This is a genomic window from Pseudomonas sp. Mn2068 (assembly GCF_049319725.1).
In the GTDB taxonomy this organism is placed as follows: domain Bacteria; phylum Pseudomonadota; class Gammaproteobacteria; order Pseudomonadales; family Pseudomonadaceae; genus Aquipseudomonas; species Aquipseudomonas gingeri.
This window is the reverse complement of sequence record NZ_JBMOUG010000002.1, coordinates 337629-354203: the sequence shown is the minus strand read 5'-3', so window position 1 is coordinate 354203 and position 16575 is coordinate 337629. Positions and strand designations below refer to the sequence as shown.

The 16575-nt window shown below is 67.5% G+C and carries 1 protein-coding gene (cut by a window edge); it reads right to left on the bottom strand.

The genetic code is table 11. The features are described from left to right. On the bottom strand, positions 1–16385 hold the 5' portion of the coding sequence (locus ACL9RJ_RS06125) for a non-ribosomal peptide synthase/polyketide synthase (protein WP_422765014.1). It extends 9577 nt beyond the left edge of the window; the window shows 16385 of its 25962 coding nt (coding positions 1–16385); its start codon is at positions 16383–16385; the stop codon falls past the left edge of the window. Between the last annotated feature and the right edge of the window lie 190 nt (positions 16386–16575).

Sequence of the window (16575 nt, the reverse complement as noted above, 5' to 3'; positions counted from 1 at the left end):
TCGATGGCGGCCTGGTCAAGGTCCACCAGCGGCAGCAGGTCCGGGGTGATGCGCTTGCAGTCGGGCGTGATGCGGTTGGCCGGGACCACCACCTCGCGCTGCCCACCGACTGTAGCCGCCAGGGACGCCAGGGTCGGCTGGCCGAACAGCACGCGCACATCGGCGCCGAGGCCGGCCTTGCGCATACGCTCGATCAGTTTGACTGCCAGCAGCGAGTGCCCGCCCAGTTCAAAGAAGTTGTCGTGGCGCCCTACCCGTTCGACCTTGAGCAGATTACTCCACAGCCCGGCTATAAGGATTTCGGTCTCGCCCAGCGGCGCCTCGTACTCGCGGCTGGACAACGCCGACGAGTCCGGGGCCGGCAGCGCCTTGCGATCAAGCTTGCCGTTGGGGCTCAACGGCAAGGCATCGAGGTGCACGAACAGCGCCGGGACCATATAGTCCGGCAGGTTTTCCAGCAGGTGAACGCGCAGGACCTCGACAGCCAGCGCTTCGCCGGTGTAGTACGCCACCAGGCGCTTGTCCCCTGGCACATCCTCGCGGGCCACGATCACGGCTTCGTCGATGGCTGGATGGCGGACCAGGCGTGCCTGGATTTCGCCCAGCTCGATACGCAGGCCGCGAATCTTCACCTGATCGTCATTGCGCCCCAGGTACTCGATGGTGCCATCCGGCAGGTAGCGCCCAACGTCACCGGTGCGGTACATCCGTGCGTTGTCGAACGGGCTGAACGGATCTTCCAGGAAACGCTCGGCCGTCAGCTCGGGACGATGCAGATAACCCCGTGCCACCTGCACCCCGCCGATATACAGCTCGCCTACCACGCCCATGGGCACCGGTTGCCCTTGCCCATCGAGCAGGTACATCCGCGTATTGGCAATCGGCTTGCCAATCGGTGTGTTGTCCGGGGTCTGGGCCACGGAGCCCGAGCAATCCCAGGCGGTGACATCCACGGCCGCTTCGGTCGGACCATAGAGGTTATGCAGTCCGGCCTTGGGCAACTGCGTCTTGAAGCGGCGCACCACGCTGCCCGGCAAGGCCTCGCCGCTGCAGATCACCCGCTTCACTCCGGTGCACCGGCCCGTGTCGCCATGAGCGAGGAAGACATCAAGCATCGACGGCACGAAGTGCAAGGTGGTGATGTTCTGTGCCTCGATCACCTCACCCAGGTAGAGCGGGTCCTTGTGCCCCTCGGGACGAGCCATCACCAGGCGTGCGCCAGTGAACAGCGGCCAGAAGAACTCCCACACCGACACGTCGAAGCTGAACGGGGTTTTCTGCAACACCGCATCCTGCGCCGTCAGGCCATATTCGTCCTGCATCCACAGCAGGCGGTTGACCACCGCGCCGTGTTCGTTCATCACGCCCTTGGGTTGTCCCGTGGAGCCCGAGGTGTAAATGACATAGGCCAGGTGTCGCGCGCTCAGTTCCGATTGGTCGGGATTGGTCACGGACAGGTCTTGCCAGGTATTGACGTCCAGGTCGATCACCGGCACGGCCACGTCACCGAGCAACTCGCGGGTGGCGCCTTGCACCAGCACCGCCACCGGCACGCTGTCCTGCAGCATGTAGGCAATCCGCTCCGACGGGTAGGCCGGATCGAGCGGCACATAGGCGCCGCCCGCCTTGAGAATCGCCAACAGGCCAATGACCATGTCCAGGCCGCGCTCGACGCAGATAGCCACCCGCGCATCCGGGCCCACGCCCAGCCCGCGCAGGTGGTGCGCCAGCTGGTTGGCCTGCCGGTTCAGCTCGCGACAGCTCAGCCGATGTTCGCCTGCTACCACCGCCACGGCGTCCGGGGTACGCTCGACCCGGGCCTCGAACATGCCGTGCAGGGTCTGGTCGAGGCTGTAGTTCACCTGCGTCGCGTTGAGGTCGAAGAGCACGTGTTCGCGCTCCTGCGCCGTCAACACTGGCAGGCGGTTCAACGCCCGTTCGGGCGCCTGCTCCAGGGCCTCGACCAGCGACGCCAGCGCGGTGCGCAGGTAATCGCAGATCCGTTGCGCGCCAATCCGGGCAACGGTCATGGCGGTAAGGATAAAACCATCGCCCAGGTCGTCGATATTCAAGGCCAGCGGATAGTTGGTGCGCTCCTCGCTGGCCAGGGTGTCGATGCCTTGCCAGGCTTGCACGGCCTCGGGCTGGCGTTGCAGCACGCTGCTGTGGCGGTAGTTGAGCATCGCACTGAACAACGGCAGCGGCGCCGCCACCCCGCTGCAGCGCTGGGCCAGGGCCAGCGAGGCATGCTCATGGCCCAGCAGCGTGGTCAGGCGCCCGTGGATCACCCTGACGCCGGCGGCCACCGGCGTCCCATCGATATCGACCCGCAACGGCAGCGTATTGATAAACATGCCCAGTGCGCGGTCGAGGCCCTCGCTGCCCTGCATGCGGCCCAGCAGGACCGTGCCGAACACCACCGCCTCCTTGCCGCTGGTGGCGGCCAGGACCTGCGCCCAGGCCAGGTGGAACAGGCTCGCGGCACTGACCCCAAGCACCCGCGCCTGGGCCCGCAGGCGCTCGCTCAGGGTGGCCGGCAGGGTCTGCACGACTTCCTCGATGGCATTGCCATCGCCGCGCACGTCTTGCAGGCCGAAGGGCAGCGTCGGTTCGTCGATATCACCGAGCATGTCGCGGAAGAACGCTTCGTGCTCCTGCTCGCTGACGCCCAGGCGGGCCTGGGCCACGTAGTTGCGGTACGGAATCACCGCGCCCGCGGGTTCGGCCCGGCCCAGCAGGCCGGCCTGCATTTCATGGCGCACCACCTCGAGGGCGGCATGGTCCAGGGCCAGGTGATGGAACAACAGGATCGCTACCGTCCGTTGTTGCGCGGCATCGAAGGCATGCACCAGGCGGATCAGCGGGGCCTGGGTCAGGTCCATGCGCCAGTGCCGCGCATCGAAGCGGGCATGCAGTTGTTCGAGCACATCGCCGGCTGCCGGATCGCAGGCGACCTGCTCCACCTGCAGTTCGGCATGGCGCAGCACCACCTGTACCGGGCTGTCCAGGCCCTGCCAGTGCACGGCGGTGCGCAGGATATCGTGGCGTTCGATGACCTTCTGCAAGGCCTCGACAAACGCGCTCAGGCGCTCGGGGCTGGCAAAGGCCATCCGCGATTGCAGCAGGTACGGGTCGCCCTGCTCCGCGCTGAGATGGTGGTAGAGAATCCCCTCCTGCAACGGCGCCAGCGGGTAGATATCCTGGACGTTGGCAGCGCCGCCCGGAATGCGCGCGACGATCTGGTCGAGCGTCGCCTGGTCCAGTTCGATCAGCGACAGCAACTCGGGGGTCAGGCGCTGGCAATCGCCTGGAATCAGGTTGGCCGGAATCCTCACCGTGCGCCCACGCCCCAGGACCTGGGCCAATGCCGCCAGGGTCGGCTGGCTGAACAGCGCGCGCACGTCGGCGCTCAGGCCGGCCTGGCGCATGCGCTCGATCAGCTTGACCGCCAGCAGCGAGTGGCCACCCAGCTCGAAGAAATTATCGTGCCGCCCTACCCGCTCAACCTTGAGCACTTCGGCCCAGATTCGCGCCAGGGCCAGCTCCACCTCACCTTGCGGCGCGACGAACGCGCGGCTGGACAACGCCGCCTGGTCCGGCGCCGGCAAGGCCTTGCGATCCAGCTTGCCGTTGGTGGTCAGCGGGAAACGCTCGAGCAGCACGAACGCACTCGGCACCATGTAGTCCGCCAGGGTCAGCAAGAGTTGGCCGCGCAGGTCCGCCGCCAAGGGTTTGCGGCCGTCATGGGCGATGATATAGGCCACCAGGCGCTGGTCGCCCGGCTCGTCCTCGCGGGCAATGACCACGGCTTCGCGAACGCCGTCACAGGCCGCCAGGCGGGCTTCGATCTCGCCCAGTTCGATACGGAAACCGCGAATCTTCACCTGGTCGTCGTTGCGCCCCAGGTACTCCAGGCTGCCATCGGCCAACCAGCGTCCGAGGTCGCCAGTCTTGTACAAGCGGGCCTCGGCGCGGCCACTGAACGGGTCGGCAATAAAACGCTCGGCCGTCAGTTCGGGGCGATTGAGGTAACCACGGGCCACCCCCGCGCCGCCGACATAGAGTTCACCGACGACATTGACCGGCACCGGCTCACGGCGCTCGTCGAGCAGGTACAGTTGCAGGTCCGGGATGCGCCGGCCGATCGGGCTCACGCCGGACAGTTGTGCATCCGCTGCCATCAGCGCGTGGTAGGTCACATGCACCGTGGTTTCGGTAATGCCGTACATATTGACCAGTTGCGTGCCGGCATTCGCCACGCGCGCGTACCAGGGCTTGAGGATAGTGGGGTCCAGCGCCTCGCCACCGAAAATCACCTGGCGCAGCGAATGCTTGAGCGGGCTCTGGCCCTGGGCAACGATCAATTGGCGGAACGCGCTGGGCGTCTGGTTGAGGATGGTCACGCCCGCCGTGCACAGCAGCGCGTGGAAGTCGTCCGGGGAGCGGCTGACCCCTTGCGGCACGATCAGCAGGTGGGCGCCATGGACCAGCGCGCCCCAGATTTCCCAGACCGAGAAGTCGAAGGCAAACGAGTGGAACAGCGCCCACACGTCCTGCTCGTTGAAATCGAACCAGTGTCGGGTCGCCGCGAACAATCGCACCACCTGGCGGTGTTCGATCATCACGCCCTTGGGCAAGCCCGTGGAGCCGGAGGTGTAGATCACATACGCCAGGTGGCGGGGGGTCAGCTCCGGCAGCACCAGATCCTCGTCGGACTCGTCCTGCCAGCTCTCGCGGTCCAGGTCCAGTACCGGCACCGCCAGGGCGCCCAGCAACTCGCGGGTAGCCCCCTGGACCAGCACCACCACTGGCTGGCTGTCCTGTACCTGGTAGGCGAGACGTTCCATCGGCGACGTCGGGTCCAGCGGCACATAGGCGCCGCCGGCCTTGAGAATCGCCAGCAGGCCGACGATCATCGACAGCCCGCGCTCGACACAGATCGCCACGCGCGCATCGGCCCGTACGCCCTGCTTGCGCAGGTGGCGGGCCAGGCGATTGGCGCGGCGGTTCAGTTCGCCGTAGGTCAGTTGCCTTTCGCCATCGATCACCGCCACCGCCTGCGGCGTGCGCTGGGCCCGACCTTCGAACAGCTGGTGCAGGGTGTGCGCCTGCTCGTGGTTGACCTCAGGGCTGTTGCAGCCCACCAGCAGTTGCTCACGCTGCGCCGCCGTCAACACCGGCAAGCGGTTCAGGGCACATTCCGGCGCCTGCTCCAGGGCGTCGGCGAGGGACTCGAGCACCGTCTGCATCGAGTCGCAGAGGCGCTGCGCGCCCACCTGCGCCAGCGTCAGGGCGGTCAGGTTGAAACCTTCGCCCAGGTCATTGACGCTCAAGGTCAGTGGATAGTTGGTGCGGCCTTCGTGGGCCAGGGTCTCGATACCCTGCCAGGCCTGCGCCATGTCCTGCCGGCTGCTGGCGCCGTCGCCATGCCGGTAGTTGAGCATGGCGCTGAACAGCGGTAGCGGCGCCGCCACCCCGCTGCAGCGCTGGGCCAGGGCCAGCGAGGCATGCTCGTGGCCCAACAGCGCCGTCAGCCGGGCGTGGGTCGCCATGACCCCGGCGCGCACGTCCGAGTCATCGACATCGACTCGCAGCGGGAGGGTATTGATAAAGACCCCCAGCGCCCGGTCGGCGCCCTCGCCGCCCTGCAGACGGCCCAGCAGGACCGTGCCGAACACCACGCTGTCCTTGCCCGAAGCCACGGCCAGCAGCCGCGCCCAGGCCAGATGGAACAGGCTCGCGGCACTGACCCCGAGAGCTCGCGCCTGATGACGCAGGCGCCCGCTCAGGGCCAGCGGCAGGCGGTGCCGGACTTCCTCCATGGCCTGGCCGTCGCCCTGCACATCCTGCAGGCCGAACGGCAGGGTCGGCTCGACGATATCACCGAGCATCTCGCCAAAGAACGCCTCATGCTCCTGCTCGCTGACGCCCAGGCAGGCCTGGGCCACGTAGTTGCGATAAGGCACCGGAGTCGTCAGCGGCGCGTCGAGGCCCAGCAGGCTCGCCTGCATCTCCTCACGCACGGCCTGCAGGGCCGTATGGTCGAGCACGATATGGTGGAACAGCAGGAGCGCGACGATACGGGGATGTTGCGTATCCGTGGCATGCACCAGCCTTACCAGCGGCGCCTGGCCGATGTCCATGCGGTGGTGGCGGGCGTCGAAACGCGCCTGCAACTGCGCGAGGATATCGCCCTCGGCGGGGTCCAGCGCCACCTCCTGCACCACCAGCGCGGCCTGGCGCAGGACCACCTGCACCGACCGGTCCAGGCCTTCCCAGACCAGTCCGGTGCGCAGGATATCGTGGCGGTCGATCACCCGTTGCAGGGCACCGGCAAAGGCCTGCAAGCGCTCGACACTGGCAAAGATCATCTGTGACTGCAGCAGGTACGGATCGCCCTGCTGCGCGCTGAGGTGGTGATAGAGCATTCCCTCCTGCAACGGCGCCAGCGGGTAGATCTCCTGGATGTTGGCGGCACCGCCCGGAACACGGGCGACGATACGGTCGATGCTCGCCTGGTCCAGGTCGATCAGCGACAGCATTTCGGGGGTAATGCGCTGGCAGCCGGGCGCAACCCGGTTGTCCGGCACCTCGACTTCCCGACCGCTGCCGATGGCCGCCGCCAGGGCCGCCAGGGTCGGCTGGTTGAACAGCACGCGCACATCGGCACTCAGGCCCGCCTGGCGCATGCGCTCGATCAGCCTGACCGCCAGCAGCGAGTGGCCGCCCAGTTCGAAGAAGTGGTCATGGCGCCCCACCTGTTCGACCTTGAGCAACTCGGCCCAGATCCGCGCCAGGGTGGTTTCCACCTCACCCTGGGGCGCCTGGTATTCACGGCTGAACAGCGCGCCCTGGTCCGGCGCGGGCAAGGCCTTGCGGTCCAGCTTGCCGTTGGCGGTCAGCGGCAGCGCCTCCAGCCGGACATAGGCCGAAGGCACCATGTAGTCCGGCAGGCGGCCTTGCAGGTCATCGCGCAGCGCCTGGATATCGGCGCTTTCATGCTCGGTGAAATAAGCCACCAGGCGCCCGTCGCGGACCAGTACCACGACGTCCTTGAGGCATTCGTGGGCGGCCAGCGCGCTTTCGATCTCGCCCGGCTCGATCCGCAGGCCACGGATCTTCACCTGGTCGTCGTTGCGTCCCAGGTAATCGACCGTGCCATCGGCCAGCCAGCGCGCCAGGTCGCCGGTACGGTACATGCGTGCACCCGTCTCGGGGCTGAACGGATCGTCGAGGAAACGCTCGGCGGTCAGGTCCGCGCGGTTCAGGTAACCGCGCGCTACGCCGGCCCCGCCGACATACAGCTCGCCCTCGACCCCGACCGGCACCGGCCGCTGGTGGCGGTCCAGCAGATAGACCCTGGCATTGCCCATCGGCGTGCCGATATGCAAGGGCGCACCGACCTCCATCCGCCCGGAGGTGGCGACCACCGTGGCCTCGGTCGGGCCGTAGTTGTTGATCACCACAAAACCCGGGGCCTTGCCGAACTGGCGCAGGCGGTCGCCGCCGATCAGCAGCGTCCGCAAGGTGGGGTGGCCGAGACCCTGGCTGAAGGCATGTTCGGCCACGGGCGTGGGCAGGAACCCGACATCCAGCGGCTGCGCGCGCCACCAGTCGAGCAGCGCGTCGATCTGTTCATTGTGGAGATCACCCGGCGGCAGGTGCAGGGTCGCGCCGCCGCATAGCGCCGGCCAGACCTCCCAGGCCATGGCGTCGAAACCGAAACCGGCGACGCTGGCGGTGTGCTTGCCAGGCTGCAGGTCGAAGGCCGTGCAGTGCCAGTGCACCAGGTTTTCCACGCTGCGGTGCTCGACCATCACGCCCTTGGGCAGGCCGGTGGAACCGGAGGTATAGATCACATAGGCCAGGTGCGCCGGGGACAACGCCGGGACCTGTGGATTGGCCGGCGAGGCGGCTTGCCAGGTCGGTCGATCCAGCAGGATAAGCGGCGCGTCGAGCGCCGGCAGCCGGGCCTGGAGGTTCTCCTGGGTCAACAGCGCCCGCGGTGCGCTGTCGTCGAGCAGGTAGGCCAGGCGCTCTGTCGGCAGGCTCGGGTCCAGCGGCACATAGGCGGCGCCGGACTTGAGAATGGCCAGCAGGCCCACCAGCATGTCCGGGCCGCGCAGCACGCTGAGCGCCACCCGGTCGTCCGGCTGCACGCCCAGGGTGAGCAGGTGATGGGCCAAGCGGTTGGCGCGCCGGTTGAGTTCGCCATAGCTCAGGGGCTGCCCGGCCTGGACCATCGCCAAGGCCTCGGGCTGCGCCTGCGCGCGGGCTTCGAACAGCTCGTGCAGGGTGTGCCCGCGCGGATAGTCCGCAGCGCTGGCATTGAAGCCGGCCAGCAGTTGCTGGCGCTCCGCCGCAGGCAGGATCGACAGGCCGTCGAGGGCGACCTCGGGTGTCTGCTCCAGGGCCTGCACCAACTGCTCCAGCGCCGTCTCCATGTAGCGGCACATGCGTTGTGCACCGATGGCGTGCAGCGCCAGCACGGTCAGGCGGAAGTCGTCGCCCAGGTCGTCGACGCTCAGGGTCAGCGGGTAGTTGCTGCGCTCGCCACCGCCCAGTTGCTCGATGCCGGGCCACAGTGGCGAGCCCTGCTGCGCCCCTGCTGCCGGGCTGCTGTGACGATAATTGAGCAAGGCGCTGAACAGCGGCGTCGCCGGCTCGACCGCACTGCAACGTTGGGCCAGGGCCAGCGAGGCATGTTCATGGCCGAGCAAGGCACTCAGGCGCGCGTGGGTCGCCTTGACCCCGGCCCGCGCCGATAGCTGACCGACTTCGACCCGCAGCGGCAGGGTATTGATAAAGACCCCCAGAGCCCGGTCCGCGCCCTCGCCCCCTTGCAGGCGCCCCATCAGCACCGTACCGAATACCACGTCGTCGCGCTGGGAAACCTGCCCCAGTACCTGGGCCCAGGCCAGGTGCATCAGGCTGGCGGCACTCACCCCCAAATGACGCGCCTGCTCGCGCACGCGCCGGCTCAACTCACCCGCCAGGGGCAGGCGCGCCTCCTCGATGCCGCGACCGTCGCCGCGTACATCCTGCAGGCCGAACGGCAGCGTCGGCTCGCTGATATCACCGAGCATGGCGCGGAAGAACGCCTCATGCTCCTCCTCCCCCAGCCCCAGCCGCGCCTGCGCGACATAATTGCGATAAGGCACCGAGGCCGGCTGCGGTTGCGACGGATCGAGCACCCAGGCACGCATTTCCCGCACCACGACGTCGATGGCCGTATGGTCCAGCGCCAGGTGATGGAACAGCAGGATGGCCACCACCCGTTGCCGCGTCGCGTCCCAGGCATGGACCAGGTGGATCAGCGGCGCGCGGGTGATATCCAGGCGATACTGACGGGTATCGAAACGCCCGCACAGTTGTTCGAGCACATCACCGTTCGCCGTATCCAGCACAACCTCCTGCACCGGCAGTTCGGCGACACGCCGGACCACTTGCAGCGGTGCCTCCAGGCCTTCCCAGAGCACGCCGGTGCGCAGGATATCGTGACGGTCGATCACCTGCTGTAGCGCCGCGACAAAGCCTTGCAGGCGCTCGTAGCCATCGAATACCAGGCGGGTCTGCAGCAGGTAGGGATCGCCCTGCCCGGCACTCAGGTGATGGTAGAGAATGCCTTCCTGCAGGGGCGCCAGCGGGTAGATGTCCTGGACATTGGCCGCACCACCGGGAACGCTGGCGACGATACGGTCGATGGCGGCCTGGTCCAGCGCCACCAGCGGCAGCATCGACGGGGTGATCCGCTGGCAATCGGCCGGGATGCCATTGGGCGGAACCTCGACCTCGCGGCCCGAGCCCACCGAAGCGGCCAGCGCCGCCAGGGTCGGCTGGCTGAACAGGGTGCGCACATCGCTGCTCAGGCCTGCCTGGCGCATGCGCTCGACCAGGCTCACCGCCAGCAGCGAGTGCCCGCCCAGCTCGAAGAAATGATCATGGCGCCCCACCTGTCCTAACTTGAGCAGCTCGGCCCAGATCCGCGCCAGGGTGATCTCGATCTCGCCCTGTGGTGCCTCAAACTCGCGGCTGAGCAGTGCGTCCGGCTCCGGTGCGGGCAAGGTCCGGCGGTCCAGCTTACCGTTGGCGGTCAGCGGCAGCGCCTCCAGGCGCACATAGGCGGCCGGCACCATGTACTCCGGCAGGCGCTCCTGCAGGTAGCGACGCAGGGCCTGGATATCGACCGGCTTATGCTCGAAATGGTGCTCCGTGAACCAGGCCACCAGGCGCCCGTCGCGCACCAGCACCACGGCGTCCTTGACCCGGTCATGACTCATCAGTGCGGTTTCGATCTCACCCGGCTCGATGCGCATGCCCCGGATCTTCACCTGGTCGTCATTGCGCCCCAGGTAGTCGAGCGTGCCGTCGGCCAGCCAGCGCGCCAGGTCGCCGGTGCGGTACATCCGTGCTCCCGCTTCGCGGCTGAACGGATCGTCGAGGAAGCGCTCGGCCGTCAGTTCGGGGCGATTGAGGTAGCCGCGCGCCACACCGGCACCGCCCACATACAACTCGCCCGCGACGCCGACCGGCACCGGGCGCTGTTGTTCATCCAGCAGGTAGACCCGGCCATTGGCCAGCGGCTTGCCGATGTGCAGGGCCTGCCCGGCCTCCACGGCCCCGGAGGTTGCGACCACCGTCGCTTCGGTCGGCCCGTAGTTGTTGACCACCGCAAACCCCGGGGCCTTGCCGAACTGGCGCAGGCGGTCGCCGCCGATCAGCAGCGTGCGCAGGGTCGGGTGTTGCCTCTGCCGGCTGAAGGCATATTCCGCCACCGGCGTCGGCAGGAAGCTGACCGCCAGCGGCTGGGCGCACCACCAGTCGAGCAGCGCATCGATGTCCTGGTTGCCGACCAGGGCCGGCGGCAGGTGCAGGGTCGCGCCCACGCACAACGCCGGCCAGACCTCCCAGGCCATGGCATCGAAACCCACGCCGGCGACGCTGGAGGTGTGGCGGCCCTGCTCCAGTTCAAAGGCATCGCAATGCCAGTGCACCAGGTTTTCCAGGGTCCGGTGTTCGACCATCACGCCCTTGGGCAAGCCAGTGGAACCCGAGGTGTAGATCACGTAGGCCAGGTTCGCCGGGCCGAGCGCGGTCACGTGCGGGTTGGCCGAGGATTCGTCCTGCCAGGTGCAGCGGTCCAGGTCGACCACGGGCACATTGACCCTCGGCAGTTGCGCCAGTAACTCGCCTTGCGTCAACAGCGCCACCGGGGCACTGTCGTCAATCAGGTAACCCAGGCGCTCGGCCGGCAGCGCCGGGTCGAGCGGCACATAACCGGCGCCGGCCTTAAGGATCGCCAGCAGACCGACCAGCATCTGCGGACTGCGGCGCATGCAGATCGCGACCCGGTCGTCCGGTTGCACCCCCAGCTTGCGCAGGTGGTGGGCCAGGCGGTTGGCCCGCAGGTTGAGCAAACGGTAGTTCAGTTGTTCACCGCCCTGGACCACCGCGACCGCCTCGGGATTGCGGGCCACCTGGGCCTCGAACAGGCCCTGCACGGTCTGCCCGCGCGGGTAGTCGACCCGGTTGGCGTTGAAGCCCTCCAGCAGTTGCCGGCGCTCGCCATCCGGCAGGATCGACAGCTGTTCCAGGGCGCTACCCGGGGCCTGCTCCAGGGCTTGCACCAGCTGTTCCAGCAGGGTGTTCATGTAGCCGCAGATGCGTTGCGCGCCGATGGACTCGACGGCCAGCACCTTGAGGCTGAAGTCACGGCCGCGATCGTCGACACTGAGCACCAGCGGGTAGTTGCTGCGCTCTTCGCTGCGCAATACCTGGATGCCCGGACTGATTTGCAGTTGCCCGGCGACCGCTTCCTCCGGTGCACTGTGTCGGTAGTTGAGCAAGGCGCTGAACAGCGGCGAAGCGGCGTCGACGCCACTGCAGCGCTGTGCCAGGGCCAGCGAGGCATGCTCGTGGCTCAGCAGTTGGCTCAAGCGGGCATGGGTGGCCTTGAGCCCGTCACGCACCCCGACCTGACCGGCGTCGACCCTCAGCGGCAGGGTGTTGATGAACATCCCCAGCGCCCGGTCGGCGCCCTCCCCGCCCTGCAGGCGGCCCAGCAGCACGGTGCCAAAGACCACGTCGCGACGCCGGGCAAGCTGGCCCAGTACCTGGGCCCAGCCGAGGTGCATCAGGCTGGCGGCGCTGACCCCCTGCTGGCGCGCCTGCTCGCGCAGACGCCGGTTCAAGGCCGGGTCCAGCGCCAGCGACGCCTCGCCGATGCCACGCCCATCACCCTGGACGTCCTGCAGGCCGAACGGCAAGGTCGGCTCATCGATATCCGCCAGCATCTCGCGGAAAAAGGCTTCGTGTGCCTGCTCGTCCAAACCCAGACGGGCCTGCGCCACATAGTTGCGGTAAGGCACGGCCTCGGTTTGCGGGGCGGTTTCGCCCGCCAGGCTGGCGCGCATTTCTTCCAGCAGCACGTCCAGCGAGGTGTGGTCCAGCACCAGGTGATGACGCAGCAGCACCCCGACCCAACGGTCATGGGCCGGGTCCTGGGCATACACCAGGCGCATCAGCGGTGCCTGGCCCAAGTCCAGCCGGTAGTGACGCGGGTCGAAGCGCCGATGCAGTTGCTCGAGGATATCGCCGTCCCGAGGATCGACCTCGACCTGCTGGACACCCAGCGAAGCCTGGCGCCAGACCACCTGGACCGGCTCGTCGAGGTGCTCCCAGTGCACGCTGGTACGCAGCACGTCGTGCCGGTCGATCACCCCCTGCAAGGCGCTGGCAAAGGCCTGCACCTGTGCCTCGCCGGCAAAGCCGAGCTGCGCCTGCAGCACGTAGGGATCGCCCTCGGTCGTCAGGTGGTGGTAGAGAATGCCGCCCTGCAACGGCGCCAGCGGGTAGATATCCTGCACATTGGCCACGCCGCCGGGAACACTGGCGACGATACGGTCGATGGCCGCCTGGTCCAGGTTGACGAGCGGCAACAGGTCCGGGGTAATGCGCCGGCAATGCGCGCCAATCCGATTGGCCGGGACCGCCACCTCACGCTGTCCGCCAACCCCGGCGGCCAGCGCCGCCAGGGTCGGTTGACCGAACAGCACGCGCACATCGGCACTCAGCTCGACCTGGCGCATGCGTTCGATCAGCTTGACCGCCAGCAGCGAATGACCGCCCAGTTCGAAGAAGTTGTCGTGGCGACCGACCTGCTCGACCTTGAGCACCTCGGCCCAGATTCGCGCCAGGGTGATTTCCACCTCGCCGCGCGGCGCCTCGTAGACGCGCTGTACCCGCGAGCTCGGGTCCGTGGCCGGCAGGGCCTTGCGGTCCGGCTTGCCGTTGGGGGTCAGCGGCAGGGCCTGGAGATGGACAAAGGCGGTGGGCAGCATATAGCCCGGCAGGTGTTCCAGCAGATGGGCGCGCAAGGACTCGATGGCCTGGCGCTCCTCGGCGGCGTAGTAGGCCACCAGGCGCGGATCGCCCGGCTCGTCCTCGCGGACCATGACCACGGCATCCTTGAGCGCGGGATGTGCGCTTAAGCGCGACTGCACCTCGCCCAACTCGATACGCAGGCCGCGGATCTTCACCTGGTCGTCGTTGCGCCCGAGGAATTCGAGGTTGCCATCGGCGCGATAACGCACCAGGTCACCGGTGCGATAGAGGCGGTCGCCGGCCACGAACGGACTGTCGATAAAACGCTCGGCCACCAACTGCGGCAACCCCAGGTAGCCACGGGCAACGCCGACCCCGCCGATATGCAATTGCCCACTGACGCCCTGGGGCACCGGCAGGTCCTGGTCATCAAGCACGTACAGGCGCGTGTTGCTGATCGGCCGGCCAATCGGCAGTTGCGGCTCCGGCACCGGCGCACCGGGCTCCAGGGTCCAGGCGGTGCTGTCGACCGTCGCCTCCGTCGGTCCGTAGACGTTGTGCAGGCGCACCCGTGGCAGGCGTTTCTGCACCGACCGGGCCAGGGCCGCAGTCAGTTCGCCACCGCCACAGAACACGTCCGTCAGGCTGGTGCATTGGCTCACTTCCTCCAGTTCGAGGAACTGTTGCAGCATCGCCGGCACGAACTTGATCACGCTGATCTGTTGCTCACGCACCAGTTGCGCCAGGTAGGCCGGGTCGCGGTGCCCTTCGGGGCGGGCCAGGACCAGGCGCATGCCCACGGTCAGCGGCCAGAAGAACTCCCAGACCGAACCGTCGAAGCTGAACGGCGCCTTTTGCAGCAACGCGCCGTGGCGATCACCGGTAAACAGTGTCGAACTCCAGTGCACCAGGTTGCACAGACCACGGTGTTCGAGGGTCACGCCCTTGGGCGTGCCGGTGGAGCCCGAGGTGTAGATCACATAGGCCAGGTTCGACGCGCCCAGCCCCGGTACCGGTGTATCGGCGAGCGGGCGGTCGTGCCAATCGGCACGATCGAAGTCGAGCAGCGGGACCGCCACCGGGCCCAGCAGGTCACGGGTGGCGCCATGCACCAGCACCAGCACCGACGCGCTGTCCTGCAGCATGTAGCCCAGGCGCTCCAGCGGATAACCGGGGTCCAGCGGCACATAGGCGCCCCCGGCCTTGACGATGGCCCACAGGCCGATGACCAGCTCAAGCCCGCGCTCGACGCAGATCGCCACCCGCGAATCGGGCTGTACGCCCTGCTCGCGCAGGTAGTGCGCCAACTGGTTGGCCTGCTCGTTGAGCTGGCGATAGGTCAGGCTCCGTTCACCCGCCACCACTGCCACGGCCTCCGGCGTGCGTCGGACCTGGGCCTCGAAGAGTGCCTGGATGGGTTGTTCCAGATCGTAAGCGTCCTCGGTGGCATTGAGCTCCACCAGCAGGTGCTGGCGTTCCTCGACGGGCAGGATCGACAGGCCCTGGAGCGCCTGCACAGGATCGTGCTCCAGCGCATCGACCAGCGCCTCGAGCGCCGTCTGCAGATAACCGCCGACCCGCTGCGCACCGATCGCCGGCAAGGTCTTGACCGCCAGCGTGAAGTCCTCGCCCAGGTCATCGACACTGACCGTCAGCGGATAGTTGGTGCGGTCCTCGCCCCCCAGGATGCGGATACCCGGGGCCAGCTCGCTGACCTCGACCCGCTCGGCGGCGTCGCTGTGGCGATAGTTGAGCATCGCGCTGAACAGCGGCGTCGGCGCGCTCACGCCACTGCAACGCTGGGCCAGGGCCAGCGAGGCCTGTTCGTGCCCCAGCAGCGCGGTCAGGCGCTCATGGGTCTTGAGCAGGCCGGCCAGCACGCTTTCGCTACCGACATCGACCCGCAGCGGCAAGGTATTGATAAACATCCCCAGCGCCTGCTCGGCGCCGACACCGGCGTCCATGCGTCCCAGCAGCACCGTGCCGAAGACCACCGCCGAGCGCCCGCAGACCTTGCCCAGCACCTGGGCCATCGCCAGGTGCAGCACGCTGGCCACGCTGACCCCCGCCTGCCGCGCCTGCTGGCGCAGGCGTCGGCTCAGGTCAGGGGGCAAGCCGATACGGCTCTCTTCGATGCCTCGACCGTCGCCTTGCACATCCTGCAGACCGAACGGCAAGGTCGGCTCGTCGATATCACCGAGCATCTCGCGAAAGAAGGCCTCGTGGGCAGACTCGTCCAGGCGCAGGCGCGCCCGCGCCAGGTAATCACGAAACGGCACTGCAGCCCCGACTTCGGTGGCCTGCCCGAGCAGGTGCGCGCGGATCTCCCGACGTACCACCTCCAGGCCGGTGTAATCGAGGGCCATGTGATGGAACAACAGCACCGCGACCACCTGCTGTCGGGCCTCGTCATGGGCAAATACCAGGCGCAGCAAGGGCGCCTGACGCAGATCCAGGCGGTAGTCACGGGCCTCAAGGTGGGCGCGCAGCTGCTCCAAGGCTTCGCCGCCGGCGGCGTCCACGGCGACTTCCTCGCACACCAGCGGGGCCTGGCGCCAGACCACTTGCAGCGGTTCGTCGAGGCGTTCCCAGACGATGGAGGTGCGCAGGATATCGTGGCGCTCGATCACCCATTGCAGGGCCTGGACAAACGCCTCGAGGCGCGCGCGATCGCCGAAGACGAACGGTTTGTGCAGCAGGTACGGATCGCCCTGCCCGGCCGCCAGGTGGTGGTAGAGCATACCGGCCTGCAACGGTGCCAGGGGGTAGATGTCCTGGACATTGGCCGCGCCACCGGGGATCCCGGCGACAATCCGATCGATGGCTTCCTGCTCCAGCGTCACCAGCGGCAGCATGTCCGGGGTAATGCGCAGGGCCGGGCTCAGCCAGTCGCCGCCATGGCGCGCCACCAGGTCGAGCAACTGCGCCTTGTGCGCACTCAGCTGTTGCCACAGCGTATCGTCCAGCGCGTCATCGTTGCCCAGGACAACCAGGTCGTCCTCCTCGCGTTGAAGACGGATCGCATGGGTGGAAATAACTGCCATCAATTCGCTGAACTGCATGAGAGACCTGCTTTTAAATTCGGAAACGGTTGACGAGAAAGTCCATTTTCAAAGGCAACGCTGTGCCCGTGCTTCGCGCCCTTGCGCCGACCAGGCGGCGCTGCGTGTCATCAGGACGCATGAGGCGTCCTGCTCAAAAAAAGGAAATAAAGGCACTAAGCCATCAGTGTTTTTTCACTGGTTTGAAAAC